Origin of the sequence: Pararhodobacter zhoushanensis (assembly GCF_025949695.1) — a bacterium.
GTDB classification, from domain to species: Bacteria; Pseudomonadota; Alphaproteobacteria; order Rhodobacterales; family Rhodobacteraceae; genus Pararhodobacter; species Pararhodobacter zhoushanensis_A.
This window is the reverse complement of sequence record NZ_JAPDFL010000001.1, coordinates 2,963,824-2,984,973: the sequence shown is the minus strand read 5'-3', so window position 1 is coordinate 2,984,973 and position 21,150 is coordinate 2,963,824. Positions and strand designations below refer to the sequence as shown.

Sequence of the window (21,150 nt, the reverse complement as noted above, 5' to 3'; positions counted from 1 at the left end):
CCCCACACCTAGTGCCCTGCACCCGAAAAGGCAAAGGCCCGTCCGGTGAGGGACGGGCCTGTCTGGTCTGCAAGCGGTATCGGGTCAGATCAGGCGACCCATCGCGCCGGCGACATCGGCCATGCGGCACGAGAAGCCCCACTCGTTGTCATACCACGCCAGCACGCGCACCGTGCGGCCACCGATAACCTTGGTCTGGTCGGGGGCGAAGATCGACGAATAGGGCGTGTGGTTGAAGTCGATGGAGACTTTCGGCTCGGGATCATAGGACAGCACCGCACCCATCGGGCCGGCAGCCGCTTCGCGCATGATCTCGTTGATGTCTGCAACCGTCACATCCTTGCCTGCGACAAAGGTCAGGTCCACCGCCGAGACGTTCGGCGTGGGGACGCGGATCGACGAGCCGTCCAGCTTGCCCTTGAGCTCCGGCAGCACCTCGCCGATTGCCTTGGCAGCCCCGGTCGAGGTGGGGATCATCGCCATGGCAGCGGCGCGGGCGCGGTAGAGATCCTTGTGGCGGCGGTCCAGCGTCGGCTGATCGCCGGTGTAGCTGTGGATCGTGGTCATGATGCCCGATTCGATGCCAACGGCGTCGTTGAGCACCTTGGCCAGCGGGGCCAGACAGTTCGTCGTGCACGACCCGTTCGAGATCACCAGATGCTCATTGGTCAGGGTGCGGTGGTTGACGCCGTAGACGATGGTCTTGTCGGCGTTCTTGGCCGGGGCCGAGATCAGCACGCGCTTGGCGCCCCGGGTCATGTGCACGGCGGCCTGATCGCGGTCGTTGAAATTGCCGGTGCATTCCAGAACGATGTCAACGCCTTCCCAGTCCAGCTCTTGCGGATTGTAGGTCGACATGACGCGGATCGGACCCCGACCCAGATCCAGCGTGTTGCCCTCAACCCGGACGGTGCCGGGGAAGCGGCCATGCACACTGTCATACTTCAGCAGATGCGCATTGGTCTCGATCGGGCCGGTCGCGTTGATGGCGACGACCTCCACATCGTTGCGCGCACTTTCGGCAATATGGGCCAGCGTGCAACGGCCAATGCGACCGAAACCGTTGATGCCGATGGTGATGGTCATGGATCTGTCTCCGTCTGGTGTCGAACCGGGTGCGAAGGCGCGAGCAGAAAGGCAACCCGGGTACGAGTCCGCATATGGTGCTGCGCCATGTATACCTGCCCAAAGATGTCATAGAAAGGGCGAAAAGCGATACTTCGCAAGGCGTTAGCGCAAACCATCGCAAATCTGCGGGTGTTTGCGATAACGATTTTCCGGGCGCGGCCGCAACACCCGTACCGCGACCGCATTGCATTGTGCGCGGGCGTCTCCTAAGACGGCGCACGAAGTGAAAATCAAAGAAGCGACGGACGCGCTGTGTTTGAAATCCTCGTCGGATTGTATTTATGCGTGGTCAACATCGCCGCCTATGTCGCCTTCGCGCGCGACAAGGCCGCGGCGATTGCCGGGGCACGCCGTATTTCCGAGGACAGGCTGCTGGCGCTGGCGTTTCTGGGCGGCTCTATCGGGGCAAAGATCGCCCAGATGGCCCTGCGTCACAAGATCCGCAAAGAGCCGTTTCGCCAGCAGCTTAACGGCATCCTTGCGGTCCAGATCGTCGCCATGGCCGCGATCTACTCGATCTCGTATCTGGCGGGCTGAGTGACGGCCAGAGTGACGGCGCGCCTGCCGGTGTTACAGCGCGGCTGTCAGCACTTCGATGAAGCGGGCAATATCCGCCTCGGTCGTTGACCAGGACGCCACCAGACGACACTGATGCGGATGATCGCCACCCGCGCCCTGCGGCGGCGGGGCGGGCCAGTCGTAATAGACGGCTCCGGCAGCGCGCAGCGCGTCGTGCGCCTTGAGCGGGAATTCGGCGAACAGCATGTTGCCGCCGCGCGGGTGCAGCAGTCGCACACCGGCTTTCGTTAGACCGGCTTCCAGCGCCTCGGCCCGCGCGTTGGCGGTGCGGGCCAGATCCAGCCACAGATCGTCGGTCAGATAGGCGTCCATCTGCGCCGACAGGAAGCGGTGTTTCGAGAACAGATGCCCGCCGCGCTTGCGCCGCAGTTCGAATTCCCAGGCCTTGGCGGGGTCGAAAAAGATCACCGCCTCGACGCCCAGCAACCCGTTCTTGGTGCCGCCGAAGCTGAGCACGTCGACGCCCGCTTTCCACGTCATCTCGGCAGGCGTGCAGCCCTCGGCCACCAGCGCATTGGCAAAGCGCGCGCCGTCCATGTGGACGGGCAGGCCTTTGGCCTTGGCGATAGCGGCCAGCCGCGTCACCTCGGCCACCGTATAGCGCGCGCCGCGTTCGGTCAGGTTGGTCAGGCTGAGCAGGCCGGGCTGCACATGATGCACCCCTTCGGCGGCGTTCGTCAGTGTAGTTTCAAGGGCTTGTGCGTCGATCTTGGCGTGATCGCCGTCCAGCAGCGACAGCTTGGCGTTGCTGTAGAACTCGGGCGCGTTGCACTCGTCTTCCTCGATATGCGCGTGGCGGTGGCAGTAGACCGCGCTCCACGGCTGCACATAGGTGGCGATGGCCAGCGAATTGGCGCTGGTGCCGGTGGCAACCAGAAACACCGCCGCATCGGGCGCTTCAAACAGCGTGCGGATCTTGGCCTGCACCTGCTGCATCAGATCATCGGCGCCATAGCCCAATGAGAACCCGTCATTAACGCGACCCAGAGCGGCCAGAACCTGCTCGGGCACGCCCGAAGTGTTGTCGGATGCCAGAAACATCAGATCTCCTCGTCGATGATGTAATCTTCCCAATCGTCGTCGGCGACGTCGTATTCGCTGACCGTCTCTTCGCGCACCGAAATCCCCGCCCGGTGAACCGATTCCGGATCGCCACTGATCAGCGGATGCCAGGCTTCCAGCGGGCGGCCCTCATTCAGGCGGCGGTAGGCGCAGCTCCGCGGCATCCAGTAGCTGATGTCTTTCAGCGTGTCGGGGGTCAGCATGACGCATTCCGGCACGATGGATTTGCGATTCGCGTAATTGCCGCATTGGCAGCTTTTGTCGTCGAACAGGCGGCAGGCGATGCGGGTGAAGAACACCTCGCCGGTGTCGGCGTCCTCGAGCTTGTTCAGACAGCATTTGCCACAGCCATCACACAGCGCTTCCCATTCGGGCAGCGTCATCTTGGACAGGGGCTCGGTTTCCCAGAATTTGGGGCGCAGGGCAGAGGGCGTGTTCATGCCGCGACCCTAACGTTTCACGCGCGAAAGGAAAGGGGGCCTCAGAGGGTGAAGCGCATCAGCGGGCGGTTGGGTTTTTGCCGCGCGACGGTCTCGAACCCGGCTTTCTCGAACACCGAGGTCGAGCCGACAAACAGCCCGATGCTTTTGGACCGCTTCGCCTGATCCATCGGGCTGGCCTCAAGCACCCGCGCGCCGTTGTCGCGGGCATGGTCGATCCCGGCGGCGACAAGCGCGTGCGACAGACCCTGGCCGCGGTGCCTGGTGTGCAGGAAGAAGCAGGTGATCGCCCAGACGCCCGGATCATCGGCGGGCGCGTCGGGCAGCGGGGTAGAACTGCGGCGCGGGTTGTTCCATTCGGGCACCAGCGCGCGCGGGCCGATCTGCATCCAGCCGACCGGTGCGCCGTCACGGTAGAGGATCAGGCCGGGCGGCGGGCCTTCAGCGACAATGTTCAGGAACAGATCGCGCCGTTCATCCGGCGTGCTGGCCTGCCGCACCTTCGGGCGCATCATGAACGCGGTGCACCAGCAGCCGTAACAGGCCCCCGAGGGGCCCATGACCGTCTTGAAATCGTCAGACAGATTGGGCGTCAACGGGCGGATGACAAGGGCATTGGACATAGGGGCACCTCTTGCGCAATGTTCCGCAAGTGTTCCCTTGTGCGCTGTTTCTGTCAACCGTTGATCAGGATCGCGCGCGCTTGTTCGCTGTCAGCGTCCATCTGGGCGATCAGCGCGTCCAGCCCGTCGAATTTGGCCTCGGACCGCAGGTATTCGACCAGCGCGACGCTCAGGTGCTGACCGTAGAGATCCCCGGCGAAATCAAAGAGATGGACCTCGAAGTTCGGCGTGTTTTCGCCGAACATCGGGCGCACGCCCAGACTGGCCACGCCGTCATAGAACCCGCGATGGTCGCCGCTCAGCACCTCGACCTTGACGGCGTAAACCCCCAGCTTGGGCAGGTGCAGGCCCTCGACGGCCATATTCGCGGTCGGATAGCCCAGCGCGCGGCCGCGCTTCTCGCCGTGCAGAACCTCGCCGTCGATGCGGTGGTAATGGCCCAGCATGTCGGCGGCGTCGCGCACCCGGCCGTCGCCCAGGGCCGCGCGGATCGCGGTCGAGGAAATCGCGCCCTCATCCCCGCCGACCAGCGGTTGAATCGTCACCTCGAAGCCAAAGCGTTCGCCATCCTCGCGCAGCGTTTGGGCAGTACCGGCGCGGCCTTTGCCGAAGCAGAAATCGGCACCGACAACGACATGCCTGATGCCCAGCCCTTCGGCCAGCACGTACCGCGCGAAGTCCTCGGGCGTGAGCGAAGCGAGAGCGCGGGTAAAAGGCAGCTCGTACAGGAAGGCGACCCCCAGCTTGGCCAGCCGGTTGGAGCGCGCCTCGGCGTTCATCAGCCGGAAGGGGGGCGCATCGGGGGCAAAGACCTGACGCGGGTGCGGCTCGAACGTCACGATGCCCAGCGGCATGTCAGGGCGGCGGGCGGCGTCGATCACGGCCTGATGGCCCCGGTGAACCCCGTCGAAATTGCCCATCGCGACCGAGGCGCCTTTCAGCGCCGCGTCCAATCCGCTCCAGGTGGTGATGTGTTTCATGCTGCCCCGCGGCGCTTGCCGCGCGGTCGCGGCGTCAGTCGAATTTGCGGCTTGGCGCCAGAACCAGCGCGTCGCCTTTCAGAACGGTGGTATTGCCCACCGAGCACCGACAATCAAGGGTAACCCGGCGCTTGGCGTAGTCGATCTCGCGCACCGTGACTTCGGCCAGCACCACATCGCCGGGGCGCACAGGGGCAAGGAACTTTAGGTTCTGGCCCATGTAGATGGTGCCATGTCCCGGCAATTGTTCGCCAATCACCGCTGAAATCAGGCCCGCCGTCAGCATGCCATGCGCGATGCGTCCCTCGAAAATCGTGTCGCGGGCGTAGGCGTCATCCAGATGCACCGGATTGTGGTCGGTCGAGACCTCGGCAAACAGCGCGATGTCGCGGTCGGTGATTTCCTTGCGCAAATAGCGCATCAGGCCGACCTCAAGATCCTCGATGCAGATCGTGCCGCGGGGCAGGTTATCCTTGGGACGACTGTCGAGCATGGCGCGGGTTCCGTTGTTGTGTCCCATTTCCGGGTCTCAAAAGGGGATGTTGCAGTGCAGCATAGCCGGTTTGGCGGGTTGGCGCAAGTCTTAAGGTAATTATAGTGCGCATGGAAAGAAAGAAGGGCAATTTAATTGCGCGACGATTCTGGCCGCTTTACTTAATAGGTGAAGCAAGCCCGCGCCCTGTGGCCTTTGCCGGTCATTCCCGCTAGCCATCCGGCAGACCGAGCAGGGAGGGGCCCGTGACCAGCCGAGACAAGACAGCCTGGGGCGCCGTGGCGATCATCACGCTGGCCGGGGCCATGGCCTCGGCGCAGGTGGGCAAGCTGCCGCCGGCACTGCCACTGATGCGGTCTGACATGGGTTTCGGGCTGATCGCTGGCGGGTTCGTGCTGTCGCTGTTCAACGTGCTGGGCATGACCATTGCCGTGCTTCTTGGCGGCTTGGCCGAGCAGGCAGGCAGGCAGCGTCTGGTGGCCCTGGGGTTTGGCTGCATCGTCGCGGGCGGCATTCTGGGCGCGCTATCGCCCAATCTGGTCTGGCTGATGGTCAGCCGTCTGGTCGAGGGCGTCGGATTTGTCGCCGTGACCGTATCACTGCCCTATGCGATGGTTTCTGCGGCAGCCCCGCGCGATCAGGGCATGGTGCTGGGGATCTGGAGCATTTACCACCCCTTCGGCATGGCGCTGACCATGCTCGCCTCACCGGTCCTGCTGCATCTCTTCGGCTGGCGCGGCGTCTGGTGGCTGATCGCGGCGCTGTGCCCGTTCGTTGCCTGGGCCGCGCTGCGTCAGATGAAGCGGCTGGACCTGCCCGCGCCCAACCGCGCGCCGTTCCTGCCGCTGGCGCTTGAGGCGCTGCGCACGCGCGGCTTTCAGCTGATTGCGCTGGTATTCTTTGCTTATGCGTTCCAGTGGGTCACGCTGATGGCCTGGCTGCCGACCTTCCTGACCGAGAGCTTCAACGCCGATCTTGGTTTCGCCGCGCTGATGACCGCGCTGGTGGTGCTGATCAACGTGCCCGGTTGCCTGTTCGGCGGTGCGTTGATCCGCCGGGGCTGGAAACCCGGTCCGATGATCCTGATCGCCACCGGGGTCATGGCGGTGAGTACGTTGGGGATCTTCCTGCCCGGCCCGTCGGTGGGCCTGCGGGTGGCGCTGTGTCTGGCGTTCTCGTTCGCAGGCGGGCTGATCCCGCCCGCCCTGTTCACCTGCGTGCCGCGCTATACGCCCAGCCTGCGCCATATCAGTGCGGGCAATGGCATGCTGATGCAGGGCTCGTCGATGGGGCAGTTCATCGGCGCACCGCTGGTTGCCGCCGCGGTGTCGTTCGGCGGCGGCAACTGGGTCTTTGCGCTGGGGCCGATGATGGGCTTTTGCGCGCTGACGGCGGTGGGCGGCATCCTGCTGGGCCGCTTGCGCCCGCCGTCAGACGTTCCGGGTTAACCGCGCAGGGTTTTGAGCGCGCCGGTCCATTTGGCCAGTTCGTCCAGCATCAGATTTGCGCCTTCGACCATCTTTTCGTTGGCGTCAAAGCGGCCATCATCGGTGATGTGGTTGGTGAACAAGGGAAGCGGAACGCTTTGGGCCAGCGGCATGACGCTCTTGTTGACCAGCAGGCCGCGCAGCACCTCCATCGAGCGCAGGCCGCCCGAGATGCCGCCATAGCTGACGACGCCAGCGGCCTTGTACTTCCATTCGCGGCTCAGGCACTGGATCGCGTTGACCAGCGAGGCAGGGGCAAAGAAATCGTATTCCGGCGTCACGAAGACAAAGGCGTCGGCCTCACCGATCACCGCGCTCCAGCGTTTGGTGTGGTCGTGCTGGTAGTCCTGCATCGCCGGATGCTTGGGCTCATCGAGCAGCGGCAGGTCCATGTCGGCAAGATCGACAAGGCTGACGTCAAACGCGCCATGCGCACGCGCGACGGTTTCGAACCATTGCGCCACGACGGGGCCTTTGCGGCCGGGGCGGGTCGATCCGAGGATGATCTTGAGGGTAGGGGTCATGGGGGCTCCAGAGTCAGAAAAGGTCAGAGGCACTGAAAAAGCAGCGCCTGCACAGGACGAGATAGGCCGTTTACGTATGGTCTCAAGCGCTGCAGGCGGTGCTTAGCGCAAACGCCCGATGGTGTAGCGCGGGTGCAGGTCTTCGGCCTTGAGCCAGGCGGTCAGCAGTGCGGGATCGGGGTACTCGACATCAGGGCCAAAGCGATCGGCCTCCAGCCCGCCGGTGACGAAGAGCGCGTCGATGCCTTCGCCCTGTGCGCCGCGCAGATCGGTGCGGATCCCGTCGCCGATGGCAAGGATCGCGTCGTTCTCATAGGTGATACCCTTGGCCGCCAGCGCGTTGCGCGCGACGTCATAGACCGGGGGATGCGGCTTGCCGAAGGACAGAACCTCGCCGCCCATCTCTTCATAGAGCTGCGCAAGGGCCCCGGCGCAAATGATGCGCTGCTCGCCCAGATCCACCACCAGATCGGGGTTGGCGCACAGCATCTTCAGGCCGCGCGTCTTGGCGGCAAGGAAGCGACCGCGGTAATCCTCGGGCGTGTCGTTGAATTCGTCGAACGGTCCGGTGCAGATGATGCCCTCGGCTTCCTCGAACGGGACGCGCTCGATGGCAGGCTGGTCCTGCAGCCAGTCGGGGATGATGGAAAACAGATCCTCATCCTTGCCCGGCCCCAGATGCCACAGCTTGCGCCCGGCAGCGCCTTGCAGCATCGCGATCTGCGTCGCATCGCCGGACGCCGCGATGGCGTCATAGGCATCCTCGGGCAGGCCCATCTGGTCAAGCCGACGCTTGACGGCGTGCTTGGTGCGTGGCGCGTTGGTCAGCAAAACCACGGCGCCGCCTTTGGCCCGGAACGTCTGCAGGGCGGAAACCGCCTGCGGGAACAAGGCCTTGCCATTGTGCAGGCACCCCCAGAGATCGCAGTAAAGCACATCATACGGTGCCGAAATCTCAGAAAGCGAGGCGATCACATCAGTCACGGGCAGTCCTTTCACGGTTTCGGCGCAGAGCACCGGGCGCTGGCATTGACGGCAGGCAGGGTGGGTTTATCCTCAGCGACACATCGGGGCAACGGCTCAGCTTTGCCCCATCAAGGAACAAGGTAACGCAATGCAAGACCCGATAGATCCCGTCAAACTCGACAGGCTGGCCGAAGTGGCCGTGCGCGTCGGGCTCAACCTTCAACCGGGGCAGGATTTGGTCCTGACGGCGCCGGTCGGCGCGCTGCCGCTGGTGCGGCGCATCGCCGAGCACGCCTACAAGGCGGGCGCGGGGCTGGTCACGCCGATCCTGTCGGACGATCAGGTGACTCTGGCGCGCTATGCCCAGGCGCGTGACGACTCGTTTGATGCGGCGGCGGGCTGGCTGTTTGACGGCATGGCTGCGGCCTATGACAAGGGCGCGGCACGGCTGGCAATTGCCGGGGGCGACCCGATGCTGCTGTCCGAACAAGACCCCGACAAGGTCGCCCGCGCCAACCGGGCGATGGCGATGGCCTATTCGGGGGCGCGCGACCGGATCACCCGCTTTGCGACGAACTGGACGATTGTCGCCTGGCCGGACGCAGCCTGGGCGCGGCTGGTCTCGCCCGAGCTGAGCGCGCATGACGCGCAGCGGCGTCTGGCCGAGGCGATCTTTGCTGCGTCGCGCGTCGAGGACGACGGCGCTGTGGAGAACTGGCTGAGCCATAACGCGGAACTGGGGCGCCGGTCGGCGTGGCTGGATGGCCAGAACTTTTCCGCACTGCAGTATTCCGGGCCGGGGACCGATCTGACAATCGGTCTGGCCGATGGGCACAAATGGGTGGCTGGCGCGACGCAGACCACCAGCGGCATCCTGTGCAACCCCAATATCCCTACCGAAGAAGTCTTCACCACGCCGCACCGGCTGCGGGTGAGCGGCACGGTTTGCGCGACGAAACCGCTGTCGCATCAGGGCACGCTGATCGAGAATATCGCCGTGCGGTTCGAAGAGGGCCGCATCGTCGAGGCCAAGGCAACCAAGGGCGAGGCGGTGCTGCAGAAAGTGCTCGATACCGACGAGGGTGCACGGCGTCTGGGCGAGGTGGCGCTGGTGCCGCATGGCTCGCCGATCTCGCAATCGGGCATGCTGTTCTACAACACGCTCTTCGACGAAAACGCCGCCTCGCATATCGCGCTGGGGCAGTGCTATTCCACCTGTTTCCACGGCGGCGACAAGATGGACACCGACGAGGTCGCGCGCCGCGGCGGCAATGCCTCGGCGATCCATATCGACTGGATGATCGGCTCGGGTCAGATCGACATCGACGGCATCAGCCAAAGCGGCGAGCGCGTGCCGGTGATGCGCAAGGGCGAATGGGCGTGACGCAGGGCCGGGGGCTGCCGCCCCCGGACTCCCCGCCCAGAGGAGGGGGCACGCCCCCTCCTCTGGACTCCTCCCGTGGATATTTGACAGAGCAAAGAAAAAGGGCCGGTTCGCGCCCGCCCCCTGTTTCTTTGCTCTCTCAATATCCCGGGGGAGCGCGTCAGCGCGTGGGGGGCAGCGCCCCCGGCGGCGCGAAGGGGCTCGATGCCCCTGAGCGCCGCACCTGCCTGCGCTTACAGCGACAGCGAGGGGATGATCTGTTTCTTGCGGCTCATGATGCCTGGCAGCACGACGGTATCGCCGGTAACGGTCGCACCGAAGCTTTTCTCGGCCATGTCCTTGACCAGCGCATTGGGCACCAGCAGCGTGGCTTCTTCGTTCAGGATGTCGATCACGAACAGCAGCACCTGATCCGCGCCGTCTTCCTTGGCGACGTCGATCATCGAGGCCATCAGGCTGGCTTTGCGATCAAGGATCAATTTGGGCGCCGTGGTTTCCAGCACCGAGATGCGCAGCTCCTTGCCCGCGACGGTGTATTCCTTGCTGTCCATGCGCAGCAGGGCGGCGTCGGAGAAGGCCGAGACATCCGATTTCGCTTCGAACATCTCCGTCGCCAGCTCATTCAGGTTAACGCCCAGATCCGCGCCCAGCTTCTCTGCCACCGCGCGGTCATGCGCCGTCGTGGTGGGCGAGCGGAATTCCAGCGTGTCGGACAGGATGCACGACAGCATCGCGCCCTTGATGCCGCGCGGGGCGCGGGCGAGGTCGTCGCCCATCAGGTCATGCAGGATCGTCGCCGTGCAGGCCAACGGGCGCACGGTGATCTCGATCGGCCCGTTGGTTTCCAGACCGCCGACCAGTTTATGGTGGTCGATGATGGCAAGGATATCGGCCTTGTTGATCCCCTCGGGCAGCTCTGCCGGGTTGTTGGTGTCGACGATCACTACCGGTGCACCGGCCTCGATACCGGCGATGATCTCGGGTTTGGGCAGGTCCCAATGCTTGAGGACAAAGGCCGCTTCGGTGTTCGGCTCGCCCAGCAGCACGGGCTTGGCGGGGGTGCCCTTGATCTCGCTCAGATACCAGGCCCAGGCGATGGGCGAACCGGTCGAGTCGGTGTCGGGGGATTTGTGGCCAAAAACCTGAATCGTCATGTGAAGTGTCCCGTGCGCTGCGGCGAATTTTCGCGCGGGTTATAGGCAAAGCCCTGAGGGATGTCACTAGTCACCAAGGTCGCAGCGCCTATCCCCCCAGCGGCCCCAGCCCTTGCGCCGCGACCCGTCCCAGCGCGATGGCAAAGCCGGTGGCGAGGCTGTCTTGGTTGTAGGCCTTGGAAAAGACCTCGGTCGCCAGCGAGGCCGCGACGACCCCGGCGGCAAAGACGCGGATGATGGCAAGGGCTGTGCCGCTGAGCTCGGCAAGCGTCAGCGTGCCGATCGGCGCGGCCAGCGAGAGCAGCAGGGCGGTGCCGGACCCGGCCCCCTCCGGCGTTTGACCAGCCGGTCGAGGCGCATGAAGGCGCCAGCACCCGCCAGCAGGGACAGGGCCAGTACCAGTTAGGGGAGAGGGGTGCGGCGCGGTCGACCGGGTCGGACATGATCGACACGATCAGCGCACCGCCCGCCAGCGCGATCAGGAAGCCCTCAAGCCGGTCGGGAAGCGGGGCAAGCAGGCTCCAGGCAGCCGCGATCAACAGGGCGGCGGCGACACGCGCGAGGACGAGCGGGATCATCAGCACGCAGCCTTGACGCTGCCGGTTCCCCCGGGTTCCGGGGCGCGCTAGAAGCGATCATGACCGTCACCCGCGAAGCTGATCTGTACCCGCCGCTGAAGGCGCATTTCGAGGCCCGCGGTCTGACCGTGAAGGGCGAGATCGGGGCTGCGGATCTGGTGGCGATGGGGGGTGCGGACCCGGTCATCGTCGAGATGAAGCTGAAGTTCTCGCTGGCGCTCTATCATCAGGGCATCGCGCGGCTGGCGCTGAGCCCGCAGGTCTATCTGGCGGTGTTGCGGCCTGAGGGGGCGGCGGCGCGGCGGATGATCAAGGAGAACACGGCGCTGTGCCGCAGGCTGGGGCTGGGGTTGATCACGGTGCGGGGGCGCGACGGGTTTGTCGAGGTGCTGGCCGAGCCGGGGCCGTATGCGCCGCGCGGGTCGAAGGTAAAGCGGGGCAAGCTGGAGGCCGAGTTTGCCCGCCGTCAGGGCGATCCGAACGCGGGCGGGGCGACGCGGCACGGGTTGGTGACGGGGTATCGGCAGGATGCGCTCAGATGTGCGGCGTATCTGGCGGAATACGGGGCGGCCAAGGGGGCGGCGGTGGCGCGCGATACCGGTGTGCCGGTGGCGACGCGGATCATGGCGGATAATCACTATGGGTGGTTCGAGCGGGTCTCGACAGGCGTTTACGGGCTGACGACAGCGGGCCGCAAGGGGCTGGCGGACTGGGACGGGGCGCTGCCGGAGTAGGGTGTCCCACGATGGGACATTTCGCAGATTTATATAAATCAACCACTTAGGTGGTACTATTCAGGAAATCTTAACACTGTCCCGCGGTCGCCCAGTGTTCTTGCGCCTCGGTCTCGACCGCGCCAGGGCGCGCGAGGCGCAGCCGTTTCAGGGCCGCGTCGGGTTCTTCGCCCGCCTCGATCATCAGGCGCAGGGCGATCATGCCGGACCGGCCGAGGCCGCCACGACAGTGCAGCAAGACGCGGCCTTTGGCGTCGAGGATCCGGGCGGCGTCGCGGGCAAGCGCAGCCCAGTCAGCCCCCGGCGGTGGCGTGCCGAAATCGGGGATGGGGAAGCCGCGCCAGAGGATGCCTTGGGCGGTGAGCCAGTCGGGGAGGTCGCCTGCGCCTAAATTTTCCATCTCGTCCGGCTCGGTCATCGAGACGACCAGCGAAGGCGCAAACGCGGCGAGGGCCGCGCGCGCGTCAGTTCCGGCGGGCACGGCGCAGAGGGCCAGCGTGCCGTGGCGCAGGGGCAGGGGGAGATGGTGAAACGCATGGCATTGGCGTAGCCGCGCGCCGGGTTTCGCGCAAGTGATCCAAGTCATGGCGAAGGCCTGCGCTTTGCGCGATGATATCCCAAACGCAAGGGAGTCGGATCATGGATGACGTCGCAAAACTGCTGCAGAGCACGGTGGACGAGCTGGATAAACTGCTGAACGCCAAGAATGTACTGGGCACGCCGATAGACCGTGACGGGGCGACGGTGATCCCGATTGTCAGCTACGGCTTCGGCTTTGGTGCGGGCAGCGGCACCGGCCCGGCTGCTGCGCAGGGCAGCGGCATGGGTACGGCTGCGGGCGGTGGGATTCGGCCGGTCGGCGCGATCATCATCGACGACGGCGGCGCGCGGGTCGAGGCGATCCGTGGCGATGCGGCGACGATGGCCGAGGCGATCGGCTCGACCGTGGCCAAGGTGATCAAAGCGCGCGGCGGCAAGGCGGCCGAAAAGGCTGCCGACGCGGAGTAAGCGCTTGGCCGTTGTGGCGTGGATGCTCTTGGGGCTGGGCGCGGTGCTGGCGGTGATCGTGGTCGCGCCGGTCCGTCTGCGGGCCGAGGTAAACAGCACCCCGGCGCGGGTCCGGGTGGAGCTGGGGCTGTTGTGGGGGCTGGTACGGTTTGCGCTGCTGGACAGCGCGCGACCGCGCAAGCCCCGGCGCGAAGCCCCGAAGGCCAAGGCAAAGGCGGGGAGCTGGCGACCGCCGAAACAGTTCCTGCGGCTGTTGCCGGGCGCGGCGCTGGAGGCCTTGGGCAAGATCAGGGTTGAGACCTGCCGGGGGGCGCTGTGGTTCGGGCTGGAAGACCCGGCGATGACGGGCGAGCTTTACGGTCGGCTCGCGGCACCTCTGGCCGCGCTGGGGGGCGGGCGCTGGCTGCGGCTGGTGCCGGTTTTTGACCGCGAGACGCTGGAGGGTGAGGCCGAGCTAGCGGTGTCGCTGGTGCCCGCGCGGTTGCTGCCCTTGGCGGCGCGGCTGGTCTGGGCGCTGCGATGAGCGAAGTTTCGCTGGGTAAGGTCATGATGGCAAAAGGATTTCGGGTCGCCGCCCTTGCACGCAGCGGGGCGGGTGCCCAGATGATGGGCGAGCGGATCGTCGGTTGGGGCCGCAAGGACCCTGTCGCGATCCTGATCGCCGGGCCGGACGGCATCGCGGCTTTTGCGCCTGACGGCGGGGTTCTGAGCCGCGCCGAGATCGAGGCGCTGGCGCCCGATGTCTGGGGGCAGTTCGCGCAATCGGCCCGCGGGCAGGACGCGTAAAATTTCCCGCCAAGCGGCTGTTGACAGGCTGGGTCAGGTTGCCTATCTCGGGGTCGTTAGCACTCACCAACGGCGAGTGCTAAGAGAATAGAACCTGGAACCTAGGGAGTGTTCACAGATGGCTTTCAAACCCCTCCACGACCGTGTGCTGGTGCGCCGCGTCCAAGGCGAAGAAAAGACCAAAGGCGGACTGATCATCCCCGATTCGGCGAAAGAAAAACCCGCTGAAGGCGAGATCGTTTCCTGCGGCGAAGGCGCGCGCAAGGATCTCGGGCGAGCTGATCGCCATGGCTGTCAAAACCGGCGACCGCGTCCTGTTCGGCAAATGGTCGGGCACCGAAGTGACGGTCGACGGCGAAGAGCTGCTGATCATGAAAGAAAGCGACATCCTGGGCGTTATCGCCTGATTTCGACTTTCCGGTAACGGTGCGCCGATCCGCGCACCCTACACCCACCTTCAGACATTGGAGCACCACACATGGCTGCTAAAGAAGTCAAATTCGGCACCGACGCCCGCGACCGCATGCTGCGCGGCGTGAACATCCTGGCCGACGCTGTGAAAACCACGCTGGGTCCCAAAGGCCGCAACGTGGTCATCGACAAGTCCTTCGGCGCCCCGCGCATCACCAAAGACGGTGTGACGGTCGCCAAAGAGATCGAGCTGAGCGACAAGTTCGAGAACATGGGCGCGCAGATGGTGAAGGAAGTCGCTTCCCGCACCAATGACGAAGCCGGTGACGGCACGACGACCGCGACGGTTCTGGCTCAGGCCATCGTGCGCGAGGGCATGAAAGCCGTCGCCGCCGGCATGAACCCGATGGATCTGAAGCGCGGCATCGACATGGCGACCCTGAAAGTCGTCGAGTCGATCAAGGCTGCTGCCCGTCCGGTCGCTGACTCGGATGAAGTGGCGCAGGTCGGCACGATCTCGGCCAACGGCGAAGCCAACATCGGCCGCTTCATCGCTGACGCGATGCAGAAAGTCGGCAACGAGGGTGTGATCACCGTCGAAGAAAACAAAGGCATGGAGACCGAGGTCGAAGTTGTCGAGGGCATGCAGTTCGATCGCGGCTTCCTGTCGCCGTACTTCGTGACCAACCCCGACAAGATGATCGCGGATCTGGAAGATTGCTACATCCTGCTGCACGAGAAAAAACTCTCGTCGCTGCAGCCGATGGTGCCGCTGCTCGAGCAAGTGATCCAGTCGCAAAAGCCGCTCTTGATCATCGCCGAAGACGTCGAGGGCGAAGCCCTGGCGACGCTGGTGGTCAACAAGCTGCGCGGCGGTCTGAAAATCGCTGCGGTCAAAGCCCCGGGCTTTGGCGATCGCCGCAAGGCCATGCTGCAGGACATCGCGATCCTGACCGGTGGTCAGGTGATCTCGGAAGATCTGGGCATGAAGCTGGAAAGCGTCGGCATGGACATGCTGGGCGTGGCCAAGAAGATCACCATCAACAAAGACACCACCACCATCGTTGATGGCGCTGGCGACAAGGCCGAGATCGAAGCCCGGGTCACCCAGATCCGTCAGCAGATCGAAGAGACCTCGTCGGATTACGACAAAGAGAAACTGCAAGAGCGTCTGGCCAAACTGGCCGGTGGTGTTGCCGTTATCCGCGTCGGCGGCATGACCGAGATCGAAGTCAAAGAGCGCAAGGACCGCGTCGATGACGCGCTGAACGCGACCCGCGCTGCCGTGCAAGAAGGCATCGTTGTCGGTGGTGGCGTGGCGCTGGTTCAGGGTGCGAAGATCCTGGCCGATCTGGTGGGTGCGAACAGCGACCAGCAAGCCGGTATCGCCATCGTGCGCCGCGCTCTGGAAGCGCCGATGCGTCAGATCGCTGAAAACGCCGGCGTCGACGGCGCTGTCGTGGCGGGCAAGATCCGCGAATCGAACGACAAGACCTTTGGCTTCAACGCGCAGACCGAAGAATATGGCGACATGTTCAAGTTCGGCGTCATTGACCCGGCCAAAGTGGTTCGCACCGCGCTGGAAGATGCAGCCTCGATCGCGGGCCTCTTGATCACCACCGAAGCCATGATCGCTGACAAGCCGGAGCCGAAAGGCGCTGGCGGCGGCATGCCCGACATGGGTGGCATGGGCGGCATGGGCGGCATGATGTAATCTGCCGCGGAAACGCACAGACGGGAAAGGGCGGCCTTCGGGTCGCCCTTTTTCTTTGGTGAACGGGAATGGCGGGGGGCGCCGGAGGGCCAGGGCCCCCCGGCGCCCCCCGCCCGGACCTGCCCGCGTGCCGCGGGCGGCCCGGCTGTTGCGCGCGGTTCAGGCCGGGGTGCTGCGGGAGCGGCGCGTGCGTATTTGGGGCAAGATGAAAGGGCAGGTGCAGCCGGTGAGCCGCGGGGATGCGGCACTGGTGGGTGCGGATGTGGGGCAAGGTGAGGGGCCGGGCGGTGCTGGCGCGTGGTGCTTTGCGGACCTATGCGGTAGACGTTCCGCTGTCCGAGGGGGCGGGAGCGGTGGGCGATGGACGGCTTTTGCGGCGCGGCTGTGCGGGGGCCTTAGCCGTGTTCTGGCGGCGTGCCGCTGCTGATCTTTGTTGTTGGGCGCGGTGCTGCGTGGGGATTGGCCGAGCAGGGGCGCATGTCACACCTGCCGGTGGGATGTTCGCACCAGATCAAGGCACTTCCCGGCGCGCGCGCTGCTTCGCCGGTTATCGACGGTACAGGGGCGAGCAGGTGTCGCAATGATCGCTGGCGCCGAGACGTTGGTTGCGCCGACGCGTAGGCGGTTCAGTAATGCGGTGGCCGTTGGTCGGTCAGAGGGATCTGCACGCCATCGGCGGCGTCGCGTTCAGCCTCGCGCTCGGTCAGCATGCGGACGCGGTGGGTCATGCGGTCCAGTTGCAGCCCCTGCGCGCGGACGATATCCGACAGATCCTCGACCGCGCGGGTCAGGTGGGCGATGCGTTCTTCAAGAGCGTCGGTGTTGGTCATGGCCCACAATGCGCCGGGAGCCATGGCGGCGTCAATCGGGTGTTCGGGTGCGGGCGCGGGCAGGTGCCCGCCTTCTTGTCGTGCCGCGCCCCTTGGGGTAGACCTCGCGCGAGCAGAACGGGTGATCCATGAGCAAGACCAAGCAACGCCGCCCCCAGGCCGAAACGCCCAAGGGATTTCGCGATTATTTCGGCGCCGAGGTAACCGCGCGCAAAGAGATGCTGGACCGGATTGCCCGGGTGTATCATCGCTATGGCTTTGATCCTTTGGAGACCAGTGCGGTCGAGACGGTCGAAGCCCTGGGCAAGTTCCTGCCGGATGTGGACCGCCCGAATGAGGGGGTTTTCGCCTGGCAGGAGGACGAGAAGGACTGGGTGGCGCTGCGCTATGATCTGACCGCGCCGCTGGCGCGGGTTGCGGCGCAGTATCGCAATGATCTGCCGTCGCCGTACCGGCGTTATGCCATGGGCCCGGTCTGGCGCAATGAAAAGCCCGGTCCGGGGCGGTTCCGGCAGTTCTATCAATGCGATGCGGATACGGTGGGGGCCTCGACGGTGGCCGCCGATGCCGAGATCTGCGCCATGCTGGCCGATGTGTTCGAGGATTTGGGGCTGGGCGGCGATTTCATCGTGCGCATCAACAACCGCAAGGTTTTGAACGGCGTGATGGAGGCGGCGGGGGTGCTGGACCCGACGGACCCGGAGCGCTTTGCCGAGGAGCGCGGGATTGTGCTGCGGGCCATCGACAAGCTGGACCGGCTGGGCGAGGCCGGGGTGCGCGCGCTGATTGGCGAAGGCCGCAAGGATGACAGCGGCGATTTCACCAAGGGGGCGGGGCTGCCGGACGCCTCGGCGGATATCGTGCTGGCCTTCACCGCTGCCCGCCGCGACAGCGGTGCCGAGACCTGCGCCGAGTTGCGGCGGCTGGTCGGGGACTCGGTGACGGGTGCGGAAGGCGTGGCCGAACTGGAAGAGATGGCCGCGCTGCTCGCCGCGCAGGGCTATGGCGCGGACCGGGTGGTGATTGACCCCTCGGTTGTGCGCGGGCTTGGCTACTACACCGGGCCGGTCTATGAGGCCGAGCTGACCTTCGAGATCCTCGACGAGAAGGGCCGCAAGCGGCAGTTCGGCTCGGTGGCCGGGGGCGGGCGCTATGACGATCTGGTCAAGCGCTTCACGGGTCAAGCCGTGCCGGCAACCGGCGTCAGCATCGGCGTGGACCGTCTGCTGGCCGCACTGACCGCCAAGGGGCGCGTCGTGGCAGATACGGCGGGGCCGGTGGTGGTGACGGTGATGGACCGCACGCGGATGGCCGATTATCAGGCGATGGTGCGCGATCTGCGCCGCGCGGGCATTCGGGCCGAGGTCTATCTCGGGAACCCCAAGAACTTTGGCAACCAGTTGAAATACGCCGATAAACGCAACTCTCCGGTGGCAATCATCCAGGGCTCGGATGAGGCGGCGCGCGGGGTGGTGCAGATCAAGGATCTGGTGCTGGGCGCCAAGATCGCCGAGAGTGCGACGCTGGAGGAATGGAAAGAGCGGCCCGCGCAGGTCGAGGTGCCGCTCAGTGAGCTGGTGGCCACCGTCAAGGCCATGCTGGAGGCATCGTGAGCACGCCGTCACCCGTCGCCCGCGCCGAAGCGCAGCGTCTGTTCAGCGCGTTCCAGAGCTGGGGCGCGGTGCCGGTCGAGGCGGCGGTGCTGCAACCGGCGGAAACGCTGCTGGACCTGTATGGCGAGGATATCCGCGCGCGCGCCTATGTGACCACCGATCCGGTGCAGGGCGAGATGATGCTGCGCCCGGATTTTACCGTGCCGGTGGTGCAGGCGCATATGGCGCTGGGGGCGGAACCGGCGCGCTATTGCTACAGCGGCGAGGTGTTTCGCAAGCAGGAGGGCGGCAGGAGCCGGGCCTCGGAGTATCTGCAGGTAGGGTACGAGGTCTTTGACCGCGACCAGCCTCTGCGCGCCGATGCCGAGGTTTTCGCGTTGTTTTCCCGCATGTTGGCGGGCAAGGGGTTGCGCGCAGCTACGGGCGACATTGGCGTGCTGATCGCGGCGGTGCGGGGGTTGCCGACAAGCGCCACGCGCAAGGCGGCGCTGATGCGGCACCTGTGGCGGCCTTCACGGTTCCGCGCGTTGCTGGAGCGGTTTGCGGACCGTGCGCCGCTGCCCAAGGGGCGCGCGGCGCTGCTGGAACGGTTGGCGGCGGGCGATCCGGTGGAGAGTTTGGCGCCGCAGATCGGTCTGCGCTCGCGCGCCGAGATCGAGACACGGATGGCGCGACTGGCCGAGGATGCGGCGACGCCGGCGATCCCCGGCGCGGTGGTCGATGCGCTGGAGGCGCTGGTGGCGGTGGCCGACAAGGCGCCCAAGGCGCTGGTGGCGATGCGCGGGCTGGCCGGGCAGATGCCGTGGATCGCCCCGGCGCTCGACCTGTTCGAGCAACGGCTGGTGGTGCTGTCGGCGCATGGTGTCGCGGTCGAGGATCTGGATTTCGAAGCCGCCTATGGGCGCACCACGCTGGAATATTACGACGGTTTCGTCTTTGGCTTCTATGCCGAGGCGCGGCCCGACCTGGCCCCTGTGGCCACGGGCGGGCGCTATGACGCGCTGACGGCGGTGCTGGGGCAGGGGCGCTCGATCCCGGCGGTGGGTGGGGTGATCCGGCCCGCGCTGCTGGTCGAACTGGGAGACCCGGCATGAGCGTGAAGATTGGCGTGCCCTCGAAGGGCCGGTTGATGGAGAAGACGTTCGAGTGGTTCGCCGAGCGCGGCATCACCATGAAGCGCACCGGCGCTGAACGCGAGTATTCGGGCGCTGTCGAAGGGGTCGAGGGCGTCTCGCTGGTGCTGCTTTCGGCCAGCGAGATCCCGCGCGAACTGGCGGCGGGGCGCATCCATCTGGGCGTCACCGGCACCGATCTGGTGCGCGAGAAGCTGGCGGACTGGCAGGCGGTGGTCGAGGAAATCGCACCGATGGGATTTGGCCATGCCGACCTGATCATTGCGGTGCCCGAGTGCTGGGTCGATGTCGAAACGCTGGATGATCTGGACGCGGCGGCCTCGGCGTTCCGCGCCGATCACGGGTTCCGGCTGCGGATCGCGACGAAGTATCATCGGCTGGTGCGCGACTTCCTGCGCGCGCATGGGGTGGCGGATTATCAGCTGGTCGACAGCCAGGGCGCGACCGAGGGCACGATTCTGCAATCTGACGGCCGAGGCGGTGGCGGATATCACCTCGACCGGGGAGACCTTGCGCGCCAACCATTTGAAAATCCTTGATACCGAGCCGATCCTGCTGTCACAGGCGACGCTGTATGCAACGCGTGCTGCGGCGCTGGATGCGGGCGAAACCGCCGCGATGCAGGCACTGCGGGAGCGTCTGGCATGAGCGAGGTGATCGAGGGACTCGAGGCCGTGCGTGCCGTGGTCTGGGATTTCGACGGCGTGCTCAACCGCGCCGGGCGGCCCGATGCGCAGGGGATATTCCCGTGGCAGGCGCTGGTTGGTCGTGAGCTTGGCATCGACGCGGCGGCGATGGGCAAGGCGGTGTTCGGGCGCGACAAGGCGGCGCTGTTCACCGGCAAGGACGACGTGATGGACCGGTTGGCGGACTGGGCAGAAAGCACGGGTGTGGAGCTTGCGCCCGAGGATGTGCTGGAGCTGTGGTTCGAGACCGATCACGACCCGGATCCTGAACTGGAACGCATCGTCGAGATGCTGGCGCAGGGCGGGATCGTGCAGGCGATCTTTACCAACAATGAAACCCGCCGCGCCCGCTGGATCGCGCAGGATGCCGGCTGGGCCGAACGCGTGGATGCGTTCTTCGCGTCGGGCGAGACGGGGCTGATGAAGCCGAACCCGGCGGCGTTCGAGGCGGTGGAGAAAGCGCTGGACATGGCGCCCTTCGAGATCCTGTTCATCGACGACACCGCCGCCAACATCGCCGCCGCCGAAAAGCGCGGCTGGCTGGGGTGGGATTACGAGCCCAATGGCGCGCGGGCGCTGGTGGCAGCGATGATGCCCTTGCTGTTGCGTGCGCAAGGCTGAGAGCGGGTAAGGGGGCTAGCCCCCCTCTTTGGCTAAAGCCAAATTCACCCCCCAGGATATTTAGGGCATAAAGTTGGGGCGGCGTTCAGCCTTTGTTAACGCTTTGCGGCGAGTGTCATCGCACGGTACAGGCAGGGATGCCGATGACCGTGCATGAAGTTGGCGGCGCGTGTCCCCGGGATGCGTGCCGCTTTTTGTTCAACTTTATGCTCCAAA

At 65.6% G+C, this 21,150-nt stretch carries 23 protein-coding genes and 2 pseudogenes; 14 read left to right on the top strand and 11 right to left on the bottom strand.

What is annotated here, in order from left to right:
- Window positions 1-84: 84 nt before the first annotated feature.
- Window positions 85-1,086 carry a type I glyceraldehyde-3-phosphate dehydrogenase gene (gene gap, locus OKW52_RS14940; protein WP_264506413.1) on the bottom strand — a complete coding sequence of 334 codons (1,002 nt, stop codon included), beginning with the start codon at window positions 1,084-1,086 and terminating at the stop codon, window positions 85-87.
- Between the two features lie 327 nt (window positions 1,087-1,413).
- Here gap and OKW52_RS14935 point away from each other — a divergent pair, with 327 nt between their 5' ends.
- Window positions 1,414-1,665: a DUF1294 domain-containing protein gene (locus tag OKW52_RS14935; RefSeq protein WP_264506412.1), complete on the top strand. Its 252-nt coding sequence runs from the start codon at window positions 1,414-1,416 to the stop codon at window positions 1,663-1,665.
- A 33-nt stretch (window positions 1,666-1,698) separates the two neighbouring features.
- On the opposite strand, the gene OKW52_RS14930 is transcribed toward OKW52_RS14935, so the two are convergent.
- From OKW52_RS14930 to OKW52_RS14910, 5 genes are read right to left on the bottom strand one after another with little or no spacing between them, the layout of a single operon-like run.
- A complete protein-coding gene (locus tag OKW52_RS14930) occupies window positions 1,699-2,748 on the bottom strand; it encodes a threonine aldolase family protein (RefSeq protein WP_264506411.1) in 1,050 nt (349 codons plus the stop codon).
- Window positions 2,748-3,209, bottom strand: a complete 462-nt coding sequence (locus tag OKW52_RS14925; RefSeq protein ID WP_264506410.1) for a YcgN family cysteine cluster protein — start codon at window positions 3,207-3,209, stop codon at window positions 2,748-2,750. The genes OKW52_RS14930 and OKW52_RS14925 overlap by 1 nt, the downstream gene beginning before the upstream one ends.
- A gap of 41 nt (window positions 3,210-3,250) precedes the next feature.
- Window positions 3,251-3,832, bottom strand: coding sequence for a GNAT family N-acetyltransferase (locus OKW52_RS14920; RefSeq protein WP_264506409.1), 582 nt, complete (start codon window positions 3,830-3,832; stop codon window positions 3,251-3,253).
- Window positions 3,833-3,885: 53 nt separating this feature from the next.
- Complete coding sequence (locus tag OKW52_RS14915; RefSeq protein ID WP_264506408.1) at window positions 3,886-4,812, bottom strand: bifunctional riboflavin kinase/FAD synthetase; 927 nt, start codon at window positions 4,810-4,812, stop codon at window positions 3,886-3,888.
- A gap of 34 nt (window positions 4,813-4,846) precedes the next feature.
- A complete protein-coding gene (locus OKW52_RS14910) occupies window positions 4,847-5,332 on the bottom strand; it encodes a MaoC family dehydratase (protein WP_319800475.1) in 486 nt (161 codons plus the stop codon).
- Window positions 5,333-5,550: 218 nt separating this feature from the next.
- Here OKW52_RS14910 and OKW52_RS14905 point away from each other — a divergent pair, with 218 nt between their 5' ends.
- Window positions 5,551-6,753, top strand: coding sequence for an MFS transporter (locus tag OKW52_RS14905; RefSeq protein ID WP_264506407.1), 1,203 nt, complete (start codon window positions 5,551-5,553; stop codon window positions 6,751-6,753).
- Here the strand turns inward: OKW52_RS14905 and OKW52_RS14900 are convergent.
- The gene (locus tag OKW52_RS14900) at window positions 6,750-7,316 is read right to left on the bottom strand and encodes an NADPH-dependent FMN reductase (protein WP_264506406.1); all 567 of its coding nucleotides are present in this window, start codon (window positions 7,314-7,316) and stop codon (window positions 6,750-6,752) included. The two genes, OKW52_RS14905 and OKW52_RS14900, sit on opposite strands and share 4 nt — an antisense overlap.
- A gap of 102 nt (window positions 7,317-7,418) precedes the next feature.
- Window positions 7,419-8,300: a TIGR01459 family HAD-type hydrolase gene (locus tag OKW52_RS14895; RefSeq protein ID WP_264506405.1), complete on the bottom strand. Its 882-nt coding sequence runs from the start codon at window positions 8,298-8,300 to the stop codon at window positions 7,419-7,421.
- Window positions 8,301-8,430: 130 nt separating this feature from the next.
- Between OKW52_RS14895 and OKW52_RS14890 the strand changes: the two genes are divergently transcribed.
- Window positions 8,431-9,666: an aminopeptidase gene (locus tag OKW52_RS14890; RefSeq protein ID WP_264506404.1), complete on the top strand. Its 1,236-nt coding sequence runs from the start codon at window positions 8,431-8,433 to the stop codon at window positions 9,664-9,666.
- 233 nt (window positions 9,667-9,899) lie between these two features.
- On the opposite strand, the gene OKW52_RS14885 is transcribed toward OKW52_RS14890, so the two are convergent.
- Window positions 9,900-10,820: a manganese-dependent inorganic pyrophosphatase gene (locus OKW52_RS14885; protein ID WP_264506403.1), complete on the bottom strand. Its 921-nt coding sequence runs from the start codon at window positions 10,818-10,820 to the stop codon at window positions 9,900-9,902.
- 176 nt (window positions 10,821-10,996) lie between these two features.
- Between OKW52_RS14885 and OKW52_RS14880 the strand changes: the two genes are divergently transcribed.
- Together OKW52_RS14880 and OKW52_RS14875 are read left to right on the top strand one after the other, a co-directional pair.
- Entirely contained in the window at window positions 10,997-11,161 is a 165-nt protein-coding gene (locus OKW52_RS14880; protein WP_264506402.1) for a hypothetical protein, read from the top strand.
- Between the two features lie 296 nt (window positions 11,162-11,457).
- Window positions 11,458-12,132: a DUF2161 domain-containing phosphodiesterase gene (locus tag OKW52_RS14875; protein ID WP_264506401.1), complete on the top strand. Its 675-nt coding sequence runs from the start codon at window positions 11,458-11,460 to the stop codon at window positions 12,130-12,132.
- 70 nt (window positions 12,133-12,202) lie between these two features.
- On the opposite strand, the gene OKW52_RS14870 is transcribed toward OKW52_RS14875, so the two are convergent.
- The gene (locus OKW52_RS14870) at window positions 12,203-12,718 is read right to left on the bottom strand and encodes a phosphatase domain-containing protein (protein ID WP_264506400.1); all 516 of its coding nucleotides are present in this window, start codon (window positions 12,716-12,718) and stop codon (window positions 12,203-12,205) included.
- A 53-nt stretch (window positions 12,719-12,771) separates the two neighbouring features.
- Here OKW52_RS14870 and OKW52_RS14865 point away from each other — a divergent pair, with 53 nt between their 5' ends.
- The 5 genes and pseudogenes from OKW52_RS14865 (at window position 12,772) to groL (ending at window position 16,051) form a co-directional block, all read left to right on the top strand.
- On the top strand, window positions 12,772-13,140 hold the full coding sequence (locus tag OKW52_RS14865; protein ID WP_164736638.1) for a GerW family sporulation protein: 369 nt from the start codon (window positions 12,772-12,774) through the stop codon (window positions 13,138-13,140).
- 13 nt (window positions 13,141-13,153) lie between these two features.
- On the top strand, window positions 13,154-13,663 hold the full coding sequence (locus tag OKW52_RS14860; RefSeq protein WP_264507716.1) for a DUF2953 domain-containing protein: 510 nt from the start codon (window positions 13,154-13,156) through the stop codon (window positions 13,661-13,663).
- Window positions 13,660-13,926: a hypothetical protein gene (locus OKW52_RS14855; RefSeq protein ID WP_264506399.1), complete on the top strand. Its 267-nt coding sequence runs from the start codon at window positions 13,660-13,662 to the stop codon at window positions 13,924-13,926. The genes OKW52_RS14860 and OKW52_RS14855 overlap by 4 nt, the downstream gene beginning before the upstream one ends.
- Window positions 13,927-14,044: 118 nt before the next feature.
- Window positions 14,045-14,333: pseudogene (locus tag OKW52_RS14850) on the top strand (co-chaperone GroES).
- 71 nt (window positions 14,334-14,404) lie between these two features.
- Complete coding sequence (gene groL, locus OKW52_RS14845; RefSeq protein ID WP_264506398.1) at window positions 14,405-16,051, top strand: chaperonin GroEL; 1,647 nt, start codon at window positions 14,405-14,407, stop codon at window positions 16,049-16,051.
- Between the two features lie 626 nt (window positions 16,052-16,677).
- Here the strand turns inward: groL and OKW52_RS14840 are convergent.
- Window positions 16,678-16,881: a SlyX family protein gene (locus tag OKW52_RS14840; RefSeq protein WP_127107361.1), complete on the bottom strand. Its 204-nt coding sequence runs from the start codon at window positions 16,879-16,881 to the stop codon at window positions 16,678-16,680.
- A gap of 128 nt (window positions 16,882-17,009) precedes the next feature.
- Between OKW52_RS14840 and hisS the strand changes: the two genes are divergently transcribed.
- The 4 genes and pseudogenes from hisS to OKW52_RS14820 all read left to right on the top strand — a co-directional run bounded on the left by hisS (window position 17,010) and on the right by OKW52_RS14820 (window position 20,934).
- On the top strand, window positions 17,010-18,494 hold the full coding sequence (gene hisS, locus OKW52_RS14835) for a histidine--tRNA ligase (RefSeq protein ID WP_264506397.1): 1,485 nt from the start codon (window positions 17,010-17,012) through the stop codon (window positions 18,492-18,494).
- On the top strand, window positions 18,488-19,588 hold the full coding sequence (locus tag OKW52_RS14830) for an ATP phosphoribosyltransferase regulatory subunit (protein ID WP_264507715.1): 1,101 nt from the start codon (window positions 18,488-18,490) through the stop codon (window positions 19,586-19,588). Before hisS ends, OKW52_RS14830 begins: the two co-directional genes overlap by 7 nt.
- Window positions 19,585-20,275, top strand: a pseudogene (hisG, locus tag OKW52_RS14825) (ATP phosphoribosyltransferase). The gene OKW52_RS14830 and the pseudogene hisG overlap by 4 nt, the downstream one beginning before the upstream one ends.
- Window positions 20,272-20,934: an HAD family hydrolase gene (locus tag OKW52_RS14820; RefSeq protein ID WP_264506396.1), complete on the top strand. Its 663-nt coding sequence runs from the start codon at window positions 20,272-20,274 to the stop codon at window positions 20,932-20,934. The pseudogene hisG and the gene OKW52_RS14820 overlap by 4 nt, the downstream one beginning before the upstream one ends.
- Window positions 20,935-21,150: the final 216 nt, after the last annotated feature.

Coding starts and splice junctions, on each gene's coding strand:
- OKW52_RS14855 (WP_264506399.1), top strand. CDS start 13,660: ATGAGCGAAGTTTCGCTGGGTAAGGTCATGATGGCAAAAGGATTTCGG.
- OKW52_RS14865 (WP_164736638.1), top strand. CDS start 12,772: ATGGATGACGTCGCAAAACTGCTGCAGAGCACGGTGGACGAGCTGGAT.
- OKW52_RS14820 (WP_264506396.1), top strand. CDS start 20,272: ATGAGCGAGGTGATCGAGGGACTCGAGGCCGTGCGTGCCGTGGTCTGG.
- OKW52_RS14900 (WP_264506406.1), bottom strand. CDS start 7,316: ATGACCCCTACCCTCAAGATCATCCTCGGATCGACCCGCCCCGGCCGC.
- OKW52_RS14915 (WP_264506408.1), bottom strand. CDS start 4,812: ATGAAACACATCACCACCTGGAGCGGATTGGACGCGGCGCTGAAAGGC.
- OKW52_RS14875 (WP_264506401.1), top strand. CDS start 11,458: ATGACCGTCACCCGCGAAGCTGATCTGTACCCGCCGCTGAAGGCGCAT.
- OKW52_RS14870 (WP_264506400.1), bottom strand. CDS start 12,718: ATGACTTGGATCACTTGCGCGAAACCCGGCGCGCGGCTACGCCAATGC.
- OKW52_RS14930 (WP_264506411.1), bottom strand. CDS start 2,748: ATGTTTCTGGCATCCGACAACACTTCGGGCGTGCCCGAGCAGGTTCTG.
- groL (WP_264506398.1), top strand. CDS start 14,405: ATGGCTGCTAAAGAAGTCAAATTCGGCACCGACGCCCGCGACCGCATG.
- OKW52_RS14885 (WP_264506403.1), bottom strand. CDS start 10,820: ATGACGATTCAGGTTTTTGGCCACAAATCCCCCGACACCGACTCGACC.
- hisS (WP_264506397.1), top strand. CDS start 17,010: ATGAGCAAGACCAAGCAACGCCGCCCCCAGGCCGAAACGCCCAAGGGA.
- OKW52_RS14840 (WP_127107361.1), bottom strand. CDS start 16,881: ATGACCAACACCGACGCTCTTGAAGAACGCATCGCCCACCTGACCCGC.
- OKW52_RS14910 (WP_319800475.1), bottom strand. CDS start 5,332: ATGGGACACAACAACGGAACCCGCGCCATGCTCGACAGTCGTCCCAAG.
- OKW52_RS14920 (WP_264506409.1), bottom strand. CDS start 3,832: ATGTCCAATGCCCTTGTCATCCGCCCGTTGACGCCCAATCTGTCTGAC.
- OKW52_RS14925 (WP_264506410.1), bottom strand. CDS start 3,209: ATGAACACGCCCTCTGCCCTGCGCCCCAAATTCTGGGAAACCGAGCCC.
- gap (WP_264506413.1), bottom strand. CDS start 1,086: ATGACCATCACCATCGGCATCAACGGTTTCGGTCGCATTGGCCGTTGC.
- OKW52_RS14890 (WP_264506404.1), top strand. CDS start 8,431: ATGCAAGACCCGATAGATCCCGTCAAACTCGACAGGCTGGCCGAAGTG.